The organism is Salipiger sp. IMCC34102 (assembly GCF_004145405.1).
Lineage (GTDB): Bacteria > Pseudomonadota > Alphaproteobacteria > Rhodobacterales > Rhodobacteraceae > Loktanella.
The window spans coordinates 34,789-56,205 of record NZ_SELQ01000009.1; the positions used below are offsets into that span (position 1 = coordinate 34,789).

The 21,417-nt window shown below is 65.4% G+C and carries 20 protein-coding genes and 1 pseudogene; 11 read left to right on the forward strand and 10 right to left on the reverse strand.

Annotated features, from left to right (window positions below; all coding sequences use genetic code 11):
• Nucleotides 1-4: 4 nt before the first annotated feature.
• The 9 genes from EU805_RS15175 to coxB form a co-directional block, all read right to left on the reverse strand.
• Entirely contained in the window at nt 5-589 is a 585-nt protein-coding gene (locus EU805_RS15175; protein ID WP_129764831.1) for a GNAT family N-acetyltransferase, read from the reverse strand.
• Nucleotides 589-1,851, reverse strand: a complete 1,263-nt coding sequence (locus EU805_RS15180) for a pitrilysin family protein (protein WP_129764832.1) — start codon at nt 1,849-1,851, stop codon at nt 589-591. Before EU805_RS15180 ends, EU805_RS15175 begins: the two co-directional genes overlap by 1 nt.
• Nucleotides 1,848-3,230 carry a threonine synthase gene (thrC, locus tag EU805_RS15185; RefSeq protein ID WP_129764833.1) on the reverse strand — a complete coding sequence of 461 codons (1,383 nt, stop codon included), beginning with the start codon at nt 3,228-3,230 and terminating at the stop codon, nt 1,848-1,850. The genes EU805_RS15180 and thrC overlap by 4 nt, the downstream gene beginning before the upstream one ends.
• 3 nt (nt 3,231-3,233) lie before the next feature.
• Nucleotides 3,234-3,893, reverse strand: a complete 660-nt coding sequence (locus EU805_RS15190) for an SURF1 family protein (RefSeq protein ID WP_165351981.1) — start codon at nt 3,891-3,893, stop codon at nt 3,234-3,236.
• Between the two features lie 171 nt (nt 3,894-4,064).
• Entirely contained in the window at nt 4,065-4,871 is an 807-nt protein-coding gene (locus EU805_RS15195) for a cytochrome c oxidase subunit 3 (protein ID WP_129764835.1), read from the reverse strand.
• Nucleotides 4,872-4,897: 26 nt separating this feature from the next.
• The gene (locus EU805_RS15200) at nt 4,898-5,506 is read right to left on the reverse strand and encodes a cytochrome c oxidase assembly protein (protein ID WP_129764836.1); all 609 of its coding nucleotides are present in this window, start codon (nt 5,504-5,506) and stop codon (nt 4,898-4,900) included.
• Nucleotides 5,503-5,703, reverse strand: coding sequence for a hypothetical protein (locus tag EU805_RS15205; protein ID WP_129764837.1), 201 nt, complete (start codon nt 5,701-5,703; stop codon nt 5,503-5,505). Before EU805_RS15205 ends, EU805_RS15200 begins: the two co-directional genes overlap by 4 nt.
• Complete coding sequence (gene cyoE / locus EU805_RS15210) at nt 5,704-6,639, reverse strand: heme o synthase (protein ID WP_129764838.1); 936 nt, start codon at nt 6,637-6,639, stop codon at nt 5,704-5,706.
• A 94-nt stretch (nt 6,640-6,733) separates the two neighbouring features.
• Nucleotides 6,734-7,564: a cytochrome c oxidase subunit II gene (gene coxB, locus EU805_RS15215; RefSeq protein ID WP_129764839.1), complete on the reverse strand. Its 831-nt coding sequence runs from the start codon at nt 7,562-7,564 to the stop codon at nt 6,734-6,736.
• Nucleotides 7,565-7,735: 171 nt separating this feature from the next.
• Between coxB and tldD the strand changes: the two genes are divergently transcribed.
• The 5 genes and pseudogenes from tldD to EU805_RS15240 all read left to right on the forward strand — a co-directional run bounded on the left by tldD (nt 7,736) and on the right by EU805_RS15240 (nt 14,713).
• Nucleotides 7,736-9,154: a metalloprotease TldD gene (gene tldD / locus EU805_RS15220; RefSeq protein ID WP_129764840.1), complete on the forward strand. Its 1,419-nt coding sequence runs from the start codon at nt 7,736-7,738 to the stop codon at nt 9,152-9,154.
• 132 nt (nt 9,155-9,286) lie between these two features.
• A pseudogene (gene dprA / locus EU805_RS15225) lies at nt 9,287-10,471 on the forward strand (DNA-processing protein DprA).
• A gap of 128 nt (nt 10,472-10,599) precedes the next feature.
• Nucleotides 10,600-13,299, forward strand: a complete 2,700-nt coding sequence (topA, locus tag EU805_RS15230; protein WP_129764841.1) for a type I DNA topoisomerase — start codon at nt 10,600-10,602, stop codon at nt 13,297-13,299.
• A gap of 83 nt (nt 13,300-13,382) precedes the next feature.
• Nucleotides 13,383-14,087, forward strand: a complete 705-nt coding sequence (locus EU805_RS15235) for a CoA transferase subunit A (RefSeq protein WP_129764842.1) — start codon at nt 13,383-13,385, stop codon at nt 14,085-14,087.
• Nucleotides 14,087-14,713, forward strand: coding sequence for a 3-oxoacid CoA-transferase subunit B (locus EU805_RS15240; protein ID WP_129764843.1), 627 nt, complete (start codon nt 14,087-14,089; stop codon nt 14,711-14,713). The genes EU805_RS15235 and EU805_RS15240 overlap by 1 nt, the downstream gene beginning before the upstream one ends.
• A 33-nt stretch (nt 14,714-14,746) precedes the next feature.
• Here the strand turns inward: EU805_RS15240 and EU805_RS15245 are convergent, their stop codons facing one another.
• Entirely contained in the window at nt 14,747-15,583 is an 837-nt protein-coding gene (locus tag EU805_RS15245; protein WP_129764844.1) for a lytic transglycosylase domain-containing protein, read from the reverse strand.
• Between the two features lie 348 nt (nt 15,584-15,931).
• Between EU805_RS15245 and EU805_RS15250 the strand changes: the two genes are divergently transcribed.
• The 6 genes from EU805_RS15250 to EU805_RS15275 all read left to right on the forward strand — a co-directional run bounded on the left by EU805_RS15250 (nt 15,932) and on the right by EU805_RS15275 (nt 21,414).
• Nucleotides 15,932-16,129, forward strand: coding sequence for a hypothetical protein (locus EU805_RS15250; RefSeq protein WP_129764845.1), 198 nt, complete (start codon nt 15,932-15,934; stop codon nt 16,127-16,129).
• 98 nt (nt 16,130-16,227) lie between these two features.
• The gene (locus EU805_RS15255) at nt 16,228-16,419 is read left to right on the forward strand and encodes a hypothetical protein (RefSeq protein WP_129764846.1); all 192 of its coding nucleotides are present in this window, start codon (nt 16,228-16,230) and stop codon (nt 16,417-16,419) included.
• A gap of 310 nt (nt 16,420-16,729) precedes the next feature.
• Nucleotides 16,730-17,602, forward strand: a complete 873-nt coding sequence (gene cpaB, locus EU805_RS15260) for a Flp pilus assembly protein CpaB (protein ID WP_129764847.1) — start codon at nt 16,730-16,732, stop codon at nt 17,600-17,602.
• 244 nt (nt 17,603-17,846) lie between these two features.
• A complete protein-coding gene (locus EU805_RS15265; RefSeq protein ID WP_129764848.1) occupies nt 17,847-19,271 on the forward strand; it encodes a type II and III secretion system protein family protein in 1,425 nt (474 codons plus the stop codon).
• A gap of 14 nt (nt 19,272-19,285) precedes the next feature.
• Entirely contained in the window at nt 19,286-19,933 is a 648-nt protein-coding gene (locus tag EU805_RS15270; RefSeq protein ID WP_165351982.1) for an OmpA family protein, read from the forward strand.
• A 224-nt stretch (nt 19,934-20,157) separates the two neighbouring features.
• Nucleotides 20,158-21,414, forward strand: a complete 1,257-nt coding sequence (locus EU805_RS15275) for an AAA family ATPase (protein WP_129764849.1) — start codon at nt 20,158-20,160, stop codon at nt 21,412-21,414.
• Nucleotides 21,415-21,417 lie beyond the last annotated feature (3 nt).

Below are 21,417 nucleotides of genomic sequence, written 5' to 3' on the forward strand. Positions count from 1 at the left end.
CGTCTCAGCCCGTTTCGGTCTTGCCGCGCCGGTCGTGCCGCAAGTTGGCGTAGAGCACGTGATTGCGCCAGCGCCCGTCGATTTGCAGGTAACTTTGCGCGACCCCTTCGTACTTGTAGCCAGTCTGTTCCAGAAGACGGCGCGAGGCGGTGTTCTCTGGCAGGCATCCGGCCTCGATCCGGCTCAGGTCGAGGGTGGTGAAGGCATAATGCACGAGCCCCGCGATGGCCTCGCGCATGTAGCCCTGCCGGGCGAAGGGCGCGCCGATCCAGTAGCCCGTGGTGCCCGCCTGGGCCGGACCACGGCGGATATTGTCGAGCGTGATCGCCCCCAGCAGCATGTCGTCGGACCGCCGGATCAGGAACAGCGGCAGGGCGGTCCCTTGCTGGATCGATCTTTGGGACCAGTAGACGCGGTTGGTGAAGCTCTTGCGCGAAAAGTGGTCCGACGCCCAGGTCGGCTCCCAGCGCTGAAGGAAGTCCTGGCTGTCGCGGCGCAGGGCGGTCCAGGCGCGGAAGTCGGCATGGACCGGCGCGCGCAGGGTCATGCGTTCGGTTTCGAGCCGGACCTTGCGGCCGCGCCCCAGCATCAGGCGACGAGCCGCGCCCGCAGCGCATCCAGCATGGGCGCGTCATGGGCGGGACCGTAGAGCGTCAGGGCAGAGCCGGAGGTCAGCATGCCTTCGGCAAAGGCGCGCACGTCGCCGGTCGTCACGGAATCGATCCGTTCGATGGTTTCGGCCAGCGGCGGGATCCGATTCCAGATCGCAAGCAGGCGCGCCAGTCGTTCGGCCCGGTGGCCGGGGGATTCGAGCCCCATCAGCAGACCGGCCTTCATCTGGGCGCGGGCGCGGGCGACCTCGGGGGCGGCGATGTCGCCTGCCGCACGCTTGAGCTCGTCCATGGTCACGGTCGCGAGTTGGCCGATATCCTCCGCCGAGGTGCCGGCGTAAAGCGTCGTCAGCCCCGTATCCTCGTAGGCGCCGGCCTGCGCGAAAAGCGTGTAGCACAGCCCGCGATTTTCGCGGATCTCCTGGAACAGGCGCGAGGACATGCCGCCGCCCATCAGCGTGGCGTAGATCTGCGCGGTATAGATCTCGGGGTCGCGGTAGGTCGGTCCCTCGAAGGCCATGGCGAAATGGACCTGCTCCAGCGCCTTGTTCTCGCGCCGCTCGCCGCCGACGAAGCGGGCAGGCTCGATCACGCTGGGCTGGGGCGAGCGCGGCAGGTGCCCGAAGAGGCGTTCGGCCTGTGTGACCAGTGCATCGTGGTCCACGGCCCCCGCCGCGGCGAGGATCATCTGGTCGGGGCCGTAGTGCTGGCTGACGAAGCCTTTCAGATCGTTGCGCGTAAAGGTCGAGACACGCTCTTCGAGACCCAGGATCGTGCGCCCCAGAGCCTGGTCGGGATACGCCGTCTCCTGCAGCCAGTCGAAGATGATGTCGTCGGGCGTATCCACCGCCTGGCCGATCTCCTGCAGGATGACGCCGCGCTCGACCTCGATCTCTCGGTCCTCGAACAAGGGATTCAGTAGGATGTCGGCGATCACGTCGAGGCCGAGGGCCACGTCCGATTCCAGCACCCGCGCGTAATAGGCCGTCACCTCGCGGCTGGTATAGGCGTTGATGTAGCCGCCCACGTCCTCGATCGCCTCCGCGATCTGGAGCGACGTGCGCTTGTGCGTCCCCTTGAAGGCCATGTGTTCCAGAAAATGCGCGATGCCGTTCTGGGTCGGTGTCTCGTGCCGTCCCCCGGCGTTCACCCAGATCCCGACCGAGGCAGAGGCCAGGCCGGGCATGGTTTCGGTGACGATGCGGAACCCGTTGGACAGCGTGTGCAGCTCGATGGTCAAGACGCGATCCGATCCGTGATGATGGACTTCACGGCGTCAAGGTCCTTGGCCCGCGTGATCCGTTCGGGGCGGTCATACAGGTCCCCCATGCGGGGGGGCAAGGGCGGATGGAGGCCGGTCGCGGCCTCGACCGCGTCGGGGAATTTCGCGGGATGTGCCGTGGCGAGGGTGACCATCGGAACGGTGCCCAAGTGCGCCTCCGCCACGTGGGTGCCGACGGCGGTATGCGGGCAAAGCAGTTCCCCGTGACGGGCGTGGTAGCGCGTGATCGCGGCCCGGGTTTCGTTTTCGGAGGCGCGACCGGACAGGTAGGTGTCGCGCAGGGCGTCGATAGCCCCCTGGCTGACCGTGAAACCGCCGGACTTCAGATCCTCCATCTGGGCCTTCACCGCCCCGCCGTCCTGGCCGTAGGCGTAGAACAGCGCCCGTTCGAAGTTGGAACTGACCTGGATGTCCATCGAGGGGCTGATCGTGGGCGTCACGCTTTCCTTGGTATAGGCGCCGGTTTCCAGCGTGCGGTGCAGGATGTCGTTGGTGTTGGTCGCCACCACCAGATCCGCGATCGGCAGCCCCATGCGCTTTGCGACATAGCCCGCGAAGACGTCCCCGAAGTTGCCCGTGGGCACCGTGAAGCTGACCTTTCGCTGCGGCGTGCCGAGGCTGACGGCGGCGGTGAAGTAATAGACGACCTGGGCCAGCACCCTGCCCCAGTTGATCGAGTTCACCCCCGCCAGTCGAACGCTGTCGCGGAAATCGAAGTCGTTGAACATGTCCTTGACCATTGCCTGGCAGGTATCGAAATCCCCGTCGACGGCGATGGCGTGGACGTTGTCCTCGGACGGCGTGGTCATCTGGCGACGCTGCACCTCCGACACCCGGCCGTGGGGGTAGAGGATGAAGACATCTACCGCCTCCAACCCCCGGAACGCCTCGATCGCGGCAGACCCGGTGTCGCCGGAGGTCGCGCCCACGATGGTGACGCGGCTGTTCGAGCGGGTCAGCGCCGCTTCGAACATCTGGCCGATCAGCTGCATGGCAAAATCCTTGAAGGCCAGCGTCGGCCCGTGGAACAGCTCCAGCAGGAAATGGTTCGGCGCAAGCTGCACCAATGGCGCGCGGGCGGCGTGACCGAAGCCTGCGTAGGCGCGCGCGATCAAATCGCGGAATTCGACATCGGTGAAGGTCTCTCCGACGAAGGGGCGCATGACGGTATAGGCGACCTCCTCGTAGCTTTGCCCCGCCATCGCGGCGATGGTCTGCGCATCCAGCGTCGGGATCTCCTCCGGCACGTAGAGGCCCCCGTCGCGGGCGAGGCCGGTCAGCATCGCCTCCTCGAAGCTGAGGGTCGGCGCGTCACCGCGGGTCGAGATGTAGCGCATGGATCAAGTCTCCTTCGGGTGTCGCGAGCGGGCGATGAACAGGCCGGACATGGCCAGCCAACCGGCGGCCAGCAGGAACCACGTGACCGCGTAGGATGCGTGGTCGTTGGGAATGCCCGCCGTTCCCACTGGCATCGGACGGGTCGGCCCCGGCAGGTCGCGGGCGACCAGCAAAACGGGATCGGTCCCCAGCGCCGCTGCCATGGCGGGCAGGTCGCGGGCGAACCACAAGCCATCCTCGGGCTCTGGCGTGAAGCGATCGACTTCGTCCGGCCAGAGCAGGTTGCCGGTGACGGTGATCTTCCCTTCGGGCAAAGACGTGCCGCGGGCATCCAGCCCGACGAAGCCCGCGTCCACGAGGATCAGGCGGTCGGGCGTTCGGAACCCGCTGATCGTGCGGTAGCCGGCGCCTGTTTCCTCGGTGCTGACGAGGACGTGCAAAATATCACCGGTGAAGGCCCCCGTCGCGGTGACGGGAAGGTATTCGTCGTCACTCTCGGTCGGATCGGTAGGAATCGCGACCGGGTCGGCCGCGATCTCGGCCTCGATCCGGGTCAGGATATCGGTTTTCCACGACAGCCGCTGCAACTGCCAGACGCCAAGGGCGATCAGCACCCCGGCCCCGGCGATTGCCAACAGGATCGGAAAGACGAGTTTTCGCACGAAGTGCCTCAAGTTGCGGTGACAGCGGCTTAACGCACATCTCGCAAGGGGTGAAGGGAGGAAAGGCACGACCCGAGGGAAGCGGACGCCCGGGCTTGCGCCCATTCCTACGAAAAAGGGCGGCCCTTGGGACCGCCCTGATCGCGATGGCTCAATCGGCGACGTCCGCCGTCAGCCGCCCCAGACGTAGACGGCGGCGAAAAGGAACAGCCAGACCACGTCCACGAAGTGCCAGTACCAGGCCGCGGCCTCGAAGCCGACATGCTTCTCGGGCGTGAAGTGGCCCGCGTAAACGCGGAACAGGCACACGAGCAGGAAGATGGTTCCGATGATCACGTGGAAGCCGTGAAAGCCCGTCGCCATGAAGAAGTTCGCGCCATAGACGTTGCCCGACAGGCCGAAGGCGGCGTGGCTGTATTCGTAGGCCTGGAAGACGGTAAAGATCGCACCCAGTGCCACGGCGAGCATCAGGCCGTATTTCACGTCCTGACGGTTGTCCTCGTGGACCAGCGCGTGGTGCGCCCAGGTGGCGGCGGCGCCCGAGCAGAGCAGGATCAGCGTGTTGATGAGCGGCAGGTGCCACGGGTCGAAGGTCTCGATGCCCACGGGCGGCCAGACGCCGTCCACGGCGGGGCTGTCGGGACCCATGGGATAGAGGGCGTTCTTGAAGAACGACCAGAACCAGGCGGCGAAGAACATGACCTCGGACATGATGAACATGATGAAGCCGTAGCGCAGGCCGATGCGGACGACCGGCGTGTGATCGCCGACGTTGCTTTCGGTGACCACGTCGGACCACCACGCGTACATGACGTAGAGCGTCAGCGCGAGGCCCACCAGGAACATCCAGGGACCGCCGCCTTGCTTGGGCATCCAGAGCACCGCGCCGAAGAGCATGATGAAGGCCGCCACGGCGCCGAGGAACGGCCAGACCGAAGGCGGCAGAATGTGGTAGTCATGGTCTTTCTCGTGGGCCATTGGCGGCTGTTCCCCTGCGGCTGTCTTCAGTTGTCGTCTATGGCGGCGCCCGGCGTGGCGGTCAAGGTATCAGTCGCCAGGGCCGCCTGCTGTTCGGGCATGTCGATCTCGTAGAACGTGTAGCCCAGCGTGATCGTATGCACGTATTTCGCGTCGCGATCCTCGACGATGCCGGGGTCGACGAAGAAGCTCACGGGCATCATCACGGTCTCGCCCGGCTGCAGGACCTGCTCGGTGAAGCAGAAGCACTCGATCTTGTCGAAGAACCCGCCGGCCTCGTAGGGGGTGACGTTGTAGGCCGCCTGGCCGGCCACGGGGCGATCGGTCGGGTTGTGCGCCTCGTAGAAGGCAAGGCCCGTCTCGCCGATGCGCAACTCCATCTCGCGCTGGGCGGGGGTAAAGGTCCAGGGCATGTCGCGGTCGAGCGAGGCGTCGAAGCGCACGGTGATGGTCTGGTCGAGAATCGTGTCCGAGCCGGCCTCTGCCACGTTGGTGACACCGCCGAAGCCCGTGACCCGGCAGAACCAGCTGTAGAACGGGACCGAGGCCCAGGCGAGCGCCCCCATCACCACCACGACCGTCACCAGTTGCGCCAGCGTGCGCTGCGCTCCCTTGAGGCGGGGAAACAAGGTCATTCGCTGTCCTCCTGCGGGATGATCTGGGGCCGCGCCACGTGGTCGTAGGTTTCGAATTGCCGGGCGTCACCCAGTTGCAGGACCTTCACCACCGTCAAGCCGAAGACGATCACCAGAAAACCCAGCAGAAGCAGGCCCACGCCGGTGTTGCGACCGCGGCGACGCTGGTGGATTTCATGCTCGACTTTCAGTGCCATCTAAAGGCCTCCCCACCGCAGCGCGGCTTCGATCCAGAGCGCACCGAAATGCGCGAACAGGTAGTAGAGCGAGATCTTGAAGGTGCGGATTTCGACCTTGTAGTTGTCGGCCTCGGCCTGCGCCTCTGTGCGGCGCCAGATCTCGTAACACCCTTTCAGGAACCAGATATTCATCACGACGGCGGTCGCCAAGTAGATCCAGCCGCCGATGGGTGTGACACCCAGTCCCAGGGCGACCACCACGAGCGGGAGGCAATAGGCGAGCACGTGGTTGCGCGTCGCGCGGCGACCGTGCGTTTCCGTCAGCATCGGCACGCCCGCGTCACCGTAGTCGGACTTCACGAAAAGCGCGAGCGCCCAGAAATGCGGTGGTGTCCACATGAAGACGAGCAGGAACATCAGCACCGATTCGACGGAGATCCCCCCCGTCGCCACGGCCCAGCCGATCATCGGGGGGAAGGCACCCGCGGCCCCGCCGATCACGATGTTCTGCGGCGTGGCCCGCTTCAGCCAGATCGAGTAGATCACGACATAAAAGAAGATCGTGAAGGCCAGCAACCCTGCGGCCAGGAAGTTCGTGGCCAGCCCCAAGAGCACGACCGAAAACCCCGAAAGGGCCAGGCCCAGTGCCAAGGCCTCGCCCGCCTCGACCCGGCCGCCGGGAATCGGACGCTTGGCGGTGCGGCGCATGCGGGCGTCGATGTCGGCATCCCACCACATGTTCAGCGCACCCGAGGCCCCGCCACCGACCGCGATGCACAGGATCGCCACGAAACCGATGAACGGATGCACGCTGCCCGGGGCGACGATCATCCCCACCAATGCCGTGAAGACGACGAGCGTCATCACGCGCGGCTTGAGCAAGGCGAAATAGTCGCCCAGTTGCGCTTCGACGGGGGTTTCGGAGACGGTCTCGTGCAGGCTCAAATCGGACATGGGCAGGCGACCTTCGGATGGGCGGACGGCCTTGCCGGTCGGGCAAGGCCGCAATGTTCGACGTGGGCCGGGACGTCAAGGCGCCCCTTGTGGATCAGGCGGGGTTCTGGGCCTGCGCCTCGACCAGCCAGGCGTCGTATTCTTCCTGGCTGACCGCTTTCACCGCGATCGGCATGTAGGCATGATCGACGCCGCACAATTCGGAGCACTGGCCGAAGTAGACACCTTCCTGATCGACCTCAAACCACAGCTGGGCCAGACGACCCGGGACCGCGTCCTGCTTCACGCCGAAGGCGGGGATGGTCCAGGAATGGATCACGTCCGCGCCGGTCAGCTGCATGACCACCGTGGCGCCGACGGGCACCACCACCGGCTGGTCGACGGCCAGCTTGTAGAGGTCTTCGGTATATCCGTACTCTTCGAGCTCGTCGGGCTCCAGCATGAAGGATTCGAACGAGACGCCGTCGTCGACGTATTCGTAGCCCCAGTACCACTGGAAGCCGGTGACCTTGATGGTCACGTCGCCTTCGGGAATTTCCTGCTGGTTGAACAGCACCGGCAGCGAGAAGGCCCCGATGAACACCAGGATCACGATGGGCACGACGGTCCAGGCGATCTCCAGCGGGGAGTTGTGGGTGAAGCGGGCGGGCGTCGGGTTGGCCTTGCTGTTGTACTTCAGCACGACCCAGGCGATCAGGCCGGTCACGAAGAGCGTGATGCCCGCGATGATCGCCAGCAGCAGACCGTCGAGCCAGTGCACGTCGCGCGCGATCGAGGTCGCGGCTTCCTGGAACCCGATGCCACCGGGGGTCGGCGCGCCGATGACCGGCAGATCAGCGGACACGTCCTGCGCCCAGGCGGTGCCGGTGGCCAGCGTCAGGCCCAGCGTGGCCCATCCGGTTTTGGCGATGTTGCTCAGACCCATTGTCGCATCCCTCTGGCTGTGCGCGGCGTGCGCAAGGGACCCCGAGTCCCGTTGTAAGTTGGCCCCCATGTCCCATATCCTGACGGACAACTCAAGAACCCCGGTTGCGGCAATCGGACGCTTGGCGGTCCGGGTTTCCTCGTCCTCTCTCTATCCTGTCAGGAGCCTTCCATGTCCGACGCCCCCTTCCGCCCGTTCGACACCCACTTCGACCGCGACGCGGCCCTCGCCCACCTGCAGGAGGCAACCCGCGGTGCCGATGACGGAGAGCTCTTCGTCGAACGCCGCCGGTCGGAGGCGCTGGTGCTGGACGACGGCCACGTGAAAACGGCGAGCTATGATGCCTCCGAAGGTTTCGGGTTGCGCGCCGTCCGGGGAGAGACGGCAGGCTATGCCCATTCCACGACGCTGGACGAGACCGCCCTGAAGCGCGCTGTGGCCACCGCCCGGTTGGCGGTGGGCGATGGAGGCGGTACCCTGGCCGAGGGGCCGCGCGGCACGAACGAGCGGCTCTACAGCGACGTCGACCCGGTCTCCGAGGCGAGCTTTCCGGCCAAGATAGACCTTCTGCGCCAGATCGACGCCTTCTGCCGCGACCTCGATCCCAGGGTGGTGCAGGTGACGGCGTCGCTCGCGGCGTCCCTGCAGGAGGTCTCGATCCTGCGCCCCGACGGCGCCCTGGTGCAGGATGCCCGCCCGATGAGCCGGATCAACGTGAGCGTCATCGTGGAAGAGAACGGTCGGCGCGAAGCCGGGTCCATGGGCGGCGGCGGGCGTGCGTCGCTTCTGGGACTGATCGCGCCGGAACACTGGCAAGGCGCCGCGCGAGAGGCGCTGCGCATCGCGCTCGTCAATCTGCAGGCGGAACCGGCACCCGCCGGCGTGCTGGACGTGGTCCTCGGACCGGGCTGGCCCGGCATCCTGCTGCACGAGGCGATCGGCCACGGGCTGGAAGGCGATTTCAACCGCAAGGGGGCCAGCGCCTTCGCGGGGCTGATGGGCCAGCAGATCGCCGCAAAGGGGGTGACGGTGCTGGACGACGGCACGATCCCCGACCGCCGGGGGTCGATCACGGTGGACGACGAGGGGACGCCCTCTGCCCGCAACGTGCTGATCGAGGATGGCATCCTCGTGGGTTACATGCAGGACCGCCAGAACGCGCGGCTGATGGGGGTGGAACCCACCGGCAACGGGCGCCGGGAAAGCTACGCCCATGCGCCGATGCCGCGGATGACGAACACCTTCATGCAGCCGGGCGCGGCCGATCCGAAGGACCTCGTCGCCGATCTCGCGGACGGGATCTACGCCGTGGGCTTCGGCGGCGGGCAGGTCGACATCACCAACGGCAAGTTCGTCTTCTCCTGCACCGAGGCCTACCGCGTGAAGGACGGTCGCATCGGGGCGCCGGTCAAGGGCGCCACGCTGATCGGCGACGGTGCGACGGCGTTGCAGAAGATCCGCGGAGTAGGCAATGATCTTGCCCTCGATCCCGGGATCGGAAACTGCGGCAAGGCCGGTCAATGGGTGCCGGTCGGCGTGGGCCAACCCAGCCTTCTGATCGGCGGCCTGACCGTCGGCGGATCGGCCTGAGCGATGGGACCCAGGGCCGATTCACGTTTCATTAATGAAGCTGCCCGTAATCTGGGGAGGTAGCAGACGCGGGCAGATTCGATCTTGGCCAACCTTTCGCAGACTCCCCTGATCCCCCCGCCGGAAGACGTTATTTTCGACTGCCTGCGTCTGCTGCGCTCGCGCCGGGTCGGTCCGACGACCTGGCACCGGCTGATGGCCGATCACGGCAGCGCCGCCGAAAGCCTGAGGGCCTTGCCGGACATCGCGCGCGAGGCAGGCGTCACGGACTACCGCATCTGCCCCCCCGAGGTCATCGAGGCGGAGTTGCGCGCCGCCCGGGCCGCCGGGGCGAAACCGGTCCTGTGGGGCACGCCCGCCTACCCCGCCACACTGACGGACTCGGACGATGCCCCGCCGTTCCTCTGGGCGCTCGGCGATCTGTCGCTCCTCCACAGACCGATGATCGCTCTCGTGGGCGGGCGGGATGCCTCTTCCCTCGGGTTGCGGATGGCACGGAAACTGGCGCACGAACTCTCGCAAGAAAAATACGTCGTCATCTCGGGCCTCGCGCGGGGGGTGGACGCGGCGGGACATGCCGCGGCCCTGGAGGGCGGCACGGTGGCGGTGCAGGCCGGTGGGGTTGATACGATCTACCCGGCGGAAAACACCGATCTGGCTCACGCGATCGCCGATCGCGGGTTGCGGATTTCGGAAGGGGCCATGGGACTGCAACCGCGGGCGCGCCATTTTCCCGCGCGCAACCGCATCATCTCGGGCCTGTCGCGCGCGGTGGTCGTGGTGTAAGCCGCCGCAAGGTCCGGCAGCCTGATCACGGCCCGCAATGCCTTGGACCAGAACCGGGAGGTGTTGGCCGTTCCGGGGCATCCGTTCGACGCGCGTGCCGCGGGTTGCAACCTGTTGATCCGCGACGGCGCGGGCCTGGTGCGCGGCGCGCGGGACGTGATCGAGGCCGTGGGCCCCGCGATAACCGACGACGCCCCCGCCGACAGTGGTCGACCCGCCCGGGCGGCAGGTGAACGGGTACTCGCCGCTCCGCCACCGGCGCGGGGGGGCGCGACATCCAGCGCACCGGACGCGCCCGTGGCGCAGGCGATGTCCGACCTTCCACCCCCGCCCCCGTCGCGCTCCTTGGCCGAGGCGACGGCGCTGCACGCGCGTATCCTCGACCGACTTTCCCCCGCGCCGATCGCGGAAGACCAGCTGATCCGCGATCTGGATGCACGCCCCGGGCACGTCGCCCCCGTGCTGGTCGACCTCGAACTGGACGGCAAGATAGTCCGCCAGCCCGGCGGCATGCTGGCGCTGGTGTCCTGAGCCGATCGGCGGACGCCCCCCCCTTCCAGATCAGATCCCGCCCATGGCCTGGGGGCTTCCATTGACATCCCCAAGCCAACCGCCACATGGTGCGCGGCCAATACCCCAGCCCTGCGAGCAGGATCTTCATGCCAGTCGTCGTCGTCGAATCGCCTGCCAAAGCCAAGACAATCAACAAGTATCTCGGATCCGACTACACGGTTCTCGCCTCCTACGGTCACGTCCGGGACCTGCCGCCCAAGAACGGGTCCGTCGATCCCGACGACGACTTCCGCATGATCTGGGAGGTCGCGAGCGACTCCAAGAAACACATCAAGGCGATCGTGGATGCGCTGAAGGAAGACCCCAATCTGATCCTCGCCACCGACCCTGACCGCGAGGGGGAGGCGATCAGCTGGCACCTTGAGCAGGAGCTTCAGAACAAGCGCGGGTTGAAGATCCAGTCGGCGGAACGGGTGGTCTTCAACGCGATCACCAAGACGGCCGTGACCGAGGCCATGAAGACCCCGCGCCAGGTCGACGCGCCGCTGGTCGAGGCCTACCTCGCCCGCCGCGCGCTCGACTACCTCGTGGGGTTCAACCTCTCTCCCGTGCTGTGGCGCAAGCTGCCGGGGGCGAAGTCGGCGGGGCGCGTGCAATCGGTCTGCCTGCGGCTCATCGTCGAGCGCGAGATGGAGATCGAGGCCTTTCGCCCGCAGGAGTTCTGGACCGTCAAGGCGGTGCTCAAGAATGCGCGGGGCATGACCTACGAGGCGCGGCTGACGACCTTCAAGGGCAAGAAGGTCGAGAAGTTCACGCTGACCGACGCAACCCAGGCCGAGATGGCCGTCGCCGCCGTGGAAAGCCGCGATCTGACCGTGACCGCGGTCGAGGCGAAGCCCGCCTCGCGCAATCCCAGCCCGCCCTTCATGACCTCGACCCTGCAGCAGGAAGCCAGCCGCAAGTTCGGCATGGGCGCCAAGCACTGCATGAGCGTGGCCCAGCGCCTCTATGAAGCCGGGCTCATCACCTACATGCGGACCGACGGCATCGACATGGCCCCCGAAGCAGTCAGCGGTGCGCGCGACGCCATTGCCGCCCGCTACGGTCGCGATTACGTGCCGTCGGAGGCGCGGGTCTACAAGAACAAGGCCAAGAACGCGCAGGAGGCGCACGAATGCGTGCGCCCGACCGATATGTCCGTCAGCGCAGAGGACGCAAAGATCTCGGATGCGGACCAGCGCAAGCTCTATGACCTGATCTGGAAACGCACGCTTGCCAGCCAGATGGCGGCGGCCAGGCTGGAACGGACGACCGTGGACGTGGGCAGCGCCGACGGTCAGGTCGGTTTGCGTGCAACGGGCCAGGTCATGCTCTTCGACGGGTTCCTGCGTGTCTACGAGGAAGGCCGTGACGACACCCCGGACGAGGACGACAAGCGCCTGCCGCAGATCGAGCAGGGCGAGAAGGCACTCAAGGACAGCGTCGACGCCGAGCAGCACTTCACGCAGCCGCCGCCCCGCTACACCGAGGCCACACTGGTCAAGCGGATGGAAGAGCTCGGCATCGGACGGCCCTCGACCTATGCCTCGATCGTGACCACCATCCAGGATCGCGGCTACGTCGAGAAGGATCGCAACCGCTTGATTCCGCAGGACAAGGGCCGGTTGGTGACGGCTTTCCTGTCGAACTATTTCCACCGCTACGTGGAATACGATTTCACCGCCGATCTGGAGGACCAGCTCGATTCCGTCAGCGCGGGAGAGGCGGATTACAAGAAGGTGCTGGAGCGATTCTGGCGCGATTTCTCCGCCGCGATCGCCGAGACGGCGGATCTGCGCATCGGAGAGGTGCTCGACAAGATCAACGAGGTGCTGGAGCCGCACCTCTTCCCGCCGACCGATGACGGCAGCGATCCGCGCCTGTGCCCCAACTGCGGCGAAGGGCGGCTGTCGATGCGTACCGCCCGCGCGGGCGGCGCCTTCATCGGCTGCTCGAACTACCCCGAGTGCCGCTACACCCGCCCCTTCGGTCCGCCGGACCCCGAGGCAGAGGCTTCGGCCATCCCGCCCGACGGCAAGCTTCTGGGGGAAGACCAAGGCGACGAGATCCGCATCTTTAAGGGCCGCTTCGGCCCCTATGCCCAGCGCGGTCCGGTGACGGAGGACAACAAGAAACCGCCACGCCAGTCGGTGCCGAAGGAATGGGAGCCGGAAGCGGTCACGCTGGAAGAGGCCGTGCGCCTGCTCGCCCTGCCCCGGCTGATCGGAGAACACCCCGAGGACGGCGTGAACGTCTGGGCCAACATCGGCCGCTACGGACCCTACATCAAACACGCCGAAACCACGTCCCACAAGGGCGGCACGAACGCGAACCTCGAAGAGCTGGAGGACGTCTGGACGGTCGGCATGAACCGCGCCGTCCAACTGCTGGCCGAAAAGGTCGCAAGCCGCGGCAATCGTGGCAAGGCCGCGACCCCGATCCGCGAGATGGGCGAACACCCGCAAGCCGGCGGACCGGTGAATATCCACGACGGGAAATACGGGCCTTACGTGAAGTGGGAGAAGATCAACGCCACCATCCCCGACACGATCGATCCTGCCGACCTGACGATGGACCAGGCGGTGGAGTTGATCGCGGAGCGGGCCGCAAAGTCCGGCAAGAAGGTCACGAAAAAAGCAGCGCCAAAGAAGACTGCCGCCAAGAAGACGACCAAGGCCACGGCGACCAGGAAAGCTCCCGCCAAGACGACAACGACCAAAAAGCCGGCGGCCAAGAAGCCCGCACCGAAAAAAGCAGCGCCAAAGAAGACAGCTTCAAGCCCGGCGTCCGACGATGTGATCGAATGATACCGCTCGCATGCGGCGCCGCGCGTTGACACTTCTGCGACGTGGCGTCACGTTCGGCCGCAACAATCTTGCGAGGTGAATCCATGAAGAAAATCCATGACAGCGCTGCCTCGGCCCTCGACGGTCTGCTGCGCGACGACATGCTGATCGCCGCCGGGGGCTTCGGCCTGTGCGGCATTCCCGAGTTGCTGCTGCAGGCCATCAAGGATGCGGGCGTGACGAACCTTACCTTCGCCTCGAACAACGCGGGCGTGGACGATTTCGGCATCGGGATCCTGCTGGCAACCAAGCAGGTCAAGAAGATGATGTCGTCCTACGTCGGCGAGAACGCGGAGTTCATGCGCCAGTACCTCGATGGCGAGCTCGAGGTTGAGTTCAACCCGCAAGGCACGCTGGCCGAGCGGATGCGCGCGGGTGGCGCCGGCATTCCCGGCTTCTACACCAAGACCGGCGTCGGCACCCAGATCGCCGAGGGCAAGGACCACAAGGACTTCGACGGCGAGACCTACATCATGGAACGCGGCATCGTCGCGGACCTCGCCATCGTGAAGGCCTGGAAAGCGGACGACACCGGCAACCTGATCTTCCGCAAGACCGCGCGCAACTTCAACGTGCCCGCCGCCATGTGCGGCAAGATCTGCGTCGCCGAGGTCGAGGAGATCGTGCCCCGCGGCTCGCTCGATCCCGACCACATCCACCTGCCCGGCGTCTACGTGCACCGCATCGTGCAGGGAGAGCACGAGAAACGCATCGAACAGCGCACCACGCGCAAGAAGGAGGACGCGTAATGCCCTGGGATCGCAATCAGATGGCCGCACGTGCGGCGGAAGAACTCGAAGACGGCATGTACGTGAACCTCGGTATCGGGATTCCGACGCTGGTGGCGAATTACGTGGGCGACAAGGACATCACCCTGCAGTCCGAGAACGGGATGCTCGGCATGGGCCCCTTTCCCATCGAGGGCGAGGAGGATGCCGACCTGATCAATGCGGGCAAGCAGACGATCACCGAACTGCCGCGGACTGCCTATTTCGATAGCGCGACCTCCTTCGGGATGATCCGCGGCGGCAAGATCGCCTGCGCGATCCTGGGCGCCATGGAAGTGGCCGAGAACGGTGATCTGGCGAACTGGATGATCCCCGGCAAGCTGGTGAAGGGCATGGGCGGGGCCATGGACCTGGTGGCGGGCGTCAAGCGCGTGGTGGTCGTGATGGACCACCAGAACAAGAAGGGCGAGACGAAGCTTCTGAAGTCCTGCACCCTGCCGCTGACCGGCGCGGGCGTCGTGGACCGGATCATCACGAACCTGGGCGTGCTGGACGTGGTCGAGGGCGGCCTGCGAATCGTCGAATGCGCCGATGGTGTGACCGAGGACGAGATCTGCGCCGCCACCGAAGCGACCATCGTCGCGTGATACAAACCGGGCCGGCCCCTTCCCGGGCCGCCCCTATCCCGCGGTGTTCACCGCGAAGACGCACCCATCGCTGACCAGCTCCGGCGGAGTCAGGCACAGGTTGCGCGCCACGGCAAAGGCCGCGAGCACCTTTGGCACGTAGCCGCGGGTTTCGGGATAGGGGGGAACGCCGTTCGCGTCCCGCACCGACCCCTCGCCCGCATTGTAGCCTGCGAGCACCAGGATCGGGTCGTCGTCGAAGTGCCCCATCAGCCAGTCAAGGTAGGCCACGCCCCCCGCGATATTCTGTGCAGGCACCATGCTGTCGACCACCGCGAAACGCGCGGCGGTGTCGGGCATCAGCTGCATCAGCCCCTGCGCCCCCGCCCCGCTGACCGCATCCGCGCGGCCGCTGCTCTCGACCGCGATGAGTGCCAGCACCAGCGCGGGCGAGACGCGGGTGCCGACCGTGGCGCGGATGATGTCGATGCCATGCAGGCGCGCGATCTCGTTGAGCTCCTGAAGGCGCGGCGTGGGGACCGCCTTGCCTTCGGGCGGATCGGCCATGACCCGCAGCGCCTCCTGCAGGCGTCCCGGCCCGCTGGCCGCCCGGTCGGCGGAGACATGGCTCCAGAACCACTCCAGCCCGGACGGCTTGGGAACGACGGCCAGAACCTCGGAAGACGGGGGCGCGGAACGGTCCGCGCGGTCGGGACGCATCGTGGCCGAGGGCGCGGCGGGGTCAATCTGGATCGTCAATCGCCGCGCGCCCTTCTCGGGCAGTCCCACCCGTTTGAAGGTAAAATCGGGCTGCAAGCGGTCCTGCGCGAAGCTCGAAGACGCGCAGAGTGTCGTCGCAAGCGCGATCGCGCGGCAAAGGGAGGTCAGCATCCGAATGTCCTGCTCGACATGTATTTTCCAGCAGTGAAGCAGATCGGGCGGGAAAATTGAACGTGCCTGGCAAAAGCCGGTGCAAACCGATGCCGATTGACCTCATTTCCGCCACATCCGGGGGCAGCTACGTCCGGTAGAGGAAATATTTACGAATTTTATCAGACCGTTGAAAGATTTCCTCGGGCAAGATCGGCACCGCACGAAAATGCGCCACCCCCGTCCAAAAGTTGACGCAAACGACCCGCTATAAAAGCCCCATCCAAGACGGGGGCCAGCCAGCGTGTTCGGACCACCTGCCCCGCAGAGGATCAGTTTTCAATCGAAACCCCTTAGGAGGGATACCAAATGACGAACTTCATCAAGAACTTCCTGACCGACGAAGACGGCGCCGTGACCGTGGACTGGGTCGTGCTGACCGCCGGCATCGTGGTCCTGGGTCTGGCCGTGGGCACCTCCCTGTCGTCGTCGATCACCACTAAAACCACCGAGATCGGGACTCAAATCTCGGGTGCCGGCAGCGACTCCACGGAGACCACTCCCTAATAAGAGAGCCATTTCCCCGTCATTTCGGAAGCGGGCCCAACGGCCCGCCTCCTCGGTTTCCTCGAAGATCGCCTTCAATTTCCGAGCGACCATTCCTCATGAAGAATTTCATTGAAAAATTTGTCACCAATGAAAATTGCGCTCTGACTTTCGACTGGGTCATCCTGACCATAGCTTTCGTGCTCCTCGGCGCGATCATAGGGACCAGTTTCGCCCCCGGTGTCGATACGGTCGCCGCCGACATCTCGAACGAGTTGAGCAGCGCGTCCCGGTCAGATTTGTCCAACTAGATAGATCATCTCGCTCAACAGGGGTGGGGCACATGTCCCACGTCAGAGCGATAGGCGGAATTTTTCGGTCCAACAGATTCCTCGCATCAGAGCGAAATCAGCGCCGCCCGCTGGTCCAAGCCATAAGCAGCGTAAGGCAGATACTCTGCCGGACATGTCAGAACCGCCATAGTTCCGCCATCGTGAGACCATCAACCCCTGGCAGCTTAGAATGAAGTCCGTGGGGCATGGCGGTCAGACCACCATTGCCGTGCGGCACGTCATCGCGCCCGGCCCTTCCTGGGCGCGTCCTAATTAAAGAGGTAATTCGATGCGAACTATCTTCGGACTGGTCCTGATCCTTGGTATCGGAATGGCGGGTTTTGCCGTCTTCATGGTGAAGGACTACATGAGCGCGCAGCAGGCCCAGTTGCAGATCGAGCGCGAGCGCGCCGCTCAGGTGGTCGAGGTCGTCGAGGTCATTGCCGCAGCAAACCCCATGACCTTCGGTGACAGCCTTCGCCCCGAAGACGTCACTACCGTCGTGCACACCAAGGAGTTTCTGCCGGAGGGTGCCTTTGCCACCATGGAAGACCTCTTCCCGGAGGGAGAGAACATCACCCGCAGCATGATCCGCCCGGTCGAGCCGAACGAGGTCATCCTGCTCAGCGACGTGACCGCCCCGGGAGAGATCGCCACGATCGCGCAGCAGCTCGATCCGCGCATGCGCGCCTTCACGTTCCGGGTCGATGTCTCGACCGGGGTCTCGGGTTTTCTGCGTCCCGGCGATTTTGTCGATGTCTACTGGACCGGATCGGTGTCTGGGCGCGGTGGTGGCGATCAAACCTATCTCATCGGCAGTTCGATCCCGCTGATCGCGGTCGATCAAAGCACGGACCGGAACCTCGCCACCACGCAGGTCCCCAGCACGGTGACTGTTCAGGTCAGCCCCGACGACGTCGCTCGCCTTGCGCAGGTCAAGTCGGAGGGTGGCTTGAGCCTGGCACTGGTCGGACGCGATTCCAATGTCGACCCCGTTCCGGCCGGCGAACAGGCGATCTTCCTGCCGGAGCCCCCGGTCGAAGTGGCGGAAGCGCCGGTGGTCGAAGCGCCCGCCCCTGAACCTGCCGCGCCGGAGCGTTGCTATACCACAGTGCGGCGCGGCACCCAGGCGGTGCAGACCGAGATTGCCTGCTCCAACTAAACGCGCAAGCGTCTCGGGCGCGCTTTCCTGCTTGGGACGCAGTGAGGATCGGACTTTGGCGACGGCCTTGGAATCAAAGCCGTCGCCATCCCCAGCCCGACAAAATTTTGGCTCTGTTGCAAGTTTTCGACATCAACTCCCACCGACAAGTCGTTGATTCTTGCAAATTTCAAACCTGCCGGTCATACCTGTCCCAAAGACGGAAAATAACTTCCGCTACCAGTGATCCGAGAGGCAGGTCACGATGAGCTACAAGACGACCCTCAAGGCCGTTGTCGCAAGTGTCGCGCTTGCCGTATCGTCCGTGCCCTCCGTGGCGCAGGCCCAGGGACTGCGCGTCGTGCGTGGGGCCGCGACGGCCCCGTTGGCGGTTCCGATGAACCGGGCGATCGTGGTCGAAAGCGACGAACCCTTCACCGAACTGTCGATCGCGAACCCCGGCATCGCCGATATCCTGTCGCTGTCCGATCGGTCGATCTACCTGCTCGGCAAGGAGCCGGGCCGGACCACCATGACCATCCTCGGCGTCGACGGGCGGCTGATCAGCAACGTCGAGGTGCAGGTCACGCCCGATATCGCGGAGTTCAAGGAACGGCTTCAGCAGATCCTGCCGGGCGAACATATCGAGGTGCGCACAGCCAACAACGGCATCGTGCTGTCGGGCACGGTCAGCTCCATTGCGCGGCTGGACCGGGCGCTGGAACTGGCCGAACGCTACGCGCCGGAACGCGTCTCGAACCTGATGAGCGTCGGCGGCACCCAGCAGGTCATGCTGAAGGTGCGCTTTGCCGAGATGCAGCGCTCGGTCAGCAAGTCGCTCGCCTCTTCCATCGCGGCGCAGGGCACCGGATTCAGCGGCGATCTGGGCGTGACCGGCGGGACAGGCAATCTCGTCGGATCGGGTGCGGTCGCCAACACGTTCTCCGGAAACACGCCCGCCAGCTCGGACGCCAACGGCGCATTCCTCTTCGGCTTCAACGCCGGCGGGCTCGAGGTCGGGATCCTGCTCGAAGCGCTGGAAAGTCGCGGCGTCGTCCGCACCCTGGCAGAGCCGAACCTGACCGCCCTGTCAGGGCAGGAAGCCACCTTCCTCGCGGGCGGCGAATACCCCGTTCCCGTGGCGCAGGAAGGCGGCCAGATCTCGATCGATTTCAAGCCGTTCGGGGTAGAGTTGAATTTCACCCCACGCGTGGTGGACCAGGATATCATCAACCTCGAACTCCTGGCAGCCGTCTCTTCCATCGACCCCAGCAACGGGTTCACGGCCAACGGATTTACTGTGGACGCCTTCCGCCGGCGCGAGACCTCGACCACCGTCGAGATGCGCGATGGTGAAAGTTTCGCCATCGCGGGCCTGCTGTCGGACGACTTCACCGATCTCAACGGCCAAGTGCCCTGGCTCGGCGACATTCCGGTGCTGGGTGCGCTTTTCCGCTCGACCGAATACAGCCGCCGTCAGACCGAACTGGTCATCATCGTGACCCCGCACCTCGTCACGCCGACCCGGGGCGAGGCGCTGGCTCTGCCGACCGACCGGGTGCAGCCGCCGACCGAGCGGGACCTGTTCCTCTTCGGGCGCGTCGCTGCGTCCAACGCACCTTCGGGCGGAGGTGCCGGAGAGGTCGCGCGCCAAGACTTCTCCGGGTCCTACGGCTACGTGATGGATTGATGAGGAAGCGTGCGATGACCATGAAGACGATGCTGGTGCTTTGTGTCGCGACCTTGGCGGGATGTGCGGCCGACGGCCGGTTCGACCGGCCCGTGGCGTCCGAACTGGATGCCAGCGGCTTCGGCAGTGCGACGGCGATGAACCAGGCGGCGATGATGGGCCGCGGCGGGTCGGCGACCGACGTGCTTGCTTTGCGGTTCGCGCGCGAGGTCGAGTCGACCATCAACTTCGCCTTCAACTCCAGCGCCTTGTCGCCGCAGGCGCAGGCCACGTTGCAACGGCAGGCCGATTGGATCCGGCAATTTCCGGAGGTGCGCTTCTCGGTCTATGGACATACCGACCTCGTGGGATCCAATGCATCCAACGAGGCACTGGGGCGCGCCCGCGCGCAAGCCGCGGTCGCTTATCTCGTGGCCCTCGGGGTCGACCGCAGCCGTCTTCGCGCGCTCGTCTCTTTTGGAGAAACGCGCCCGGTGGTCGCCACGCAGGCGCCGGAGCGGGCCAATCGCCGCACGGTAACGGAAGTGTCCGGCTTCGTCGGCGACGGGGGCCGTCCTACGCCGCTGAACGGAAAGTATGCGCAAGTCGTCTTCCGTGAATACATCGTCAGCGCGGTGCCGCCGTCGGAAATCCCCGAAAGCCAATCCACCATCGGGGAGTGATGGGGGCCGCTCTGGGTATCACAAGCATGTGACGGGCCCCCATCGTCGCCAATCAACGCACAATGACGACGAATTTGACCCATTCCTGCCCATATTGCCTGACAATTCTGGCCCAACGAACAAGCATCCCGAGAATCGGGAACTCGTGGGACCGGACGGCGGAAGGACTTCATCGACCTTCCTGACCCCCGGCCACGGCTGTTGAGGTTAGGACGACTGGTTGCATGAATAGTATTGCCATAACACCGCTCGCGTCCCCGGCTCTCGTGGCCTGTACCGTCAGCCGGGACATCCAGCATTTCGATTTCCTGATCGAGGACATGGAGGCCGCCCTGGGCGAACGCTGGGGCGACCTTGGTTTCGCCGATGCCGCGACCTTCATGGTCCAGCCCGATGCCGCGACCATGGAATTCATCGCGATCGCCCTGACCCACGAGGACGAAAGCAGCATCGACGATGTCGTGGGCGTGATCGCCAAGGCGAAGGCCGCGGGGATCAAGGTCATCCTCATCGCCGAAGATCTGGGCCCTGCGATCCTGCATCGGCTGTTGCGCGAAGGCGGCGACGAGTTCGTCCCCTACCCTCTTCCGGAGAACGCCCTGGCCGAAGCCATCGAGCGGGTGATGACCCCCGAGCCCGAAGCGGACGGCGGGGACATAAACCCCGAAACACCGCGCGCGTCCGCGCCGAATGGACAGCGCGAGGGTGTGTTGATCGCGGCCCATGGCATGGCAGGCGGCACCGGGTGCACGACCTTCGCCGTCAATCTTGCGTGGGAACTGGCCAACGTGAACAAGAAGGGCGATCAGCCCCGCGTCTGCCTGATCGACCTCGACCTGCAATTCGGCACGACGTCGACTTACCTCGACCTGCCGCGCAGGGAAGCGGTGTTCGAACTGCTTTCCGACGTGGCCAACATGGACGCCACGTCGTTCATGCAGGCACTCAGCACCTACGATGGCCGTCTGAATGTCCTGACCGCGCCGTCGGACATGATCCCGCTCGACCTGATCGGCCCCGACGAGGTCGCAGCCATCCTGGAGATCGCGCGGACGAACTTCGATTACGTCGTGATCGACATGCCCTCCGTCATGGTCGAATGGTCGCAAACCGTCCTCGAGACCGCGCATGTCTATTTCGCCCTGCTCGAGATGGACATGCGCTGCGCGCAGAACATCCTTCGGCTCAAGCGGACGCTGCAGTCCGAGGACTTGCCCTTCGAAAAGCTGCGCTTCGCGATGAACCGCGCCCCGGGCCTGACCGATCTGACCGGCAAGGCCCGAATCAAGCGATTGGCGGAATCGCTGGGGATCTCGGTCGAACTGATGATGCCGCAAGGCGGCAAGCAGGTTCCGCAGGCCTGCGATTATGGAACACCGCTGGCGGTCAGCGCGCGCAAGAATCCGCTTCGCCGCGAGATCGAGAAGCTCGCGGGCTCCATCCATCAGGTCAACTACGCCGACACCTCCGTGTCGGGCTGAACG